Raw genomic sequence first — 594 nt, 5'->3', positions numbered from 1 at the left:
GGACATTGCCAGGGCCCAATTTAAAAATTAAAAAATAATAACTAAAAGCAAAGAATTTCCTGGTGAACATAGCGTTTTGGAACCACCTGATCCCATGCCGAACTCAGTAGTGAAACGAAATAGCGCCGATGATAGTGTGGGGTTTCCCATGTGAAAGTAGGACATTGCCAGGGCCCAATTAAAGAAACCCGTTCCGAAAGAGTCGGGCTTTTTTTTGCTTGATGCCGCGCGCGAAAACTTAGCGTGAATTTCTGATGCCGCGCGCGAAAACTTAACGCGAATTGCGCGAAAATTGCGAAAAATGGATTTTTCAAATAATGAAATGCCATTTCACTATTTAAACTCACATTTAGCAAGCATATTCGCATAAGCTTCTTTTTTTAGAGCTTTCCCTTTTTCTCTCTCGGTTTCACTAGTTATGGGTCTGCCCCAACCATCTTCTTTTTGCATTTGGTATACTTGATACCAATTTCATTAAATTTCTGATCTAATATAGGCTGTTTCCATAACCTTTATAAACAGCCTTGAATTTAGAAAAATCAAAAAAACTCCTCGCGCGCTCAAGAAAAGAACCAAACGCGAGAAAGCGTATGC

General features: G+C 39.9%; 1 rRNA gene. It reads left to right on the top strand.

Going from position 1 to position 594, the window contains the following annotated elements:
* The first annotated feature begins 58 nt into the window (after nt 1-58).
* Nucleotides 59-173: ribosomal RNA gene (gene rrf / locus N482_RS07275) — 5S ribosomal RNA — on the top strand.
* Nucleotides 174-594: the final 421 nt, after the last annotated feature.

The sequence above is a fragment of the Pseudoalteromonas luteoviolacea NCIMB 1942 genome (genome assembly GCF_001625595.1).
Taxonomy (GTDB): Bacteria; Pseudomonadota; Gammaproteobacteria; order Enterobacterales; family Alteromonadaceae; genus Pseudoalteromonas; species Pseudoalteromonas luteoviolacea_A.
Note: the sequence above shows the minus strand (reverse complement) of the source record. Positions and strands in the feature narration are given on the sequence as shown.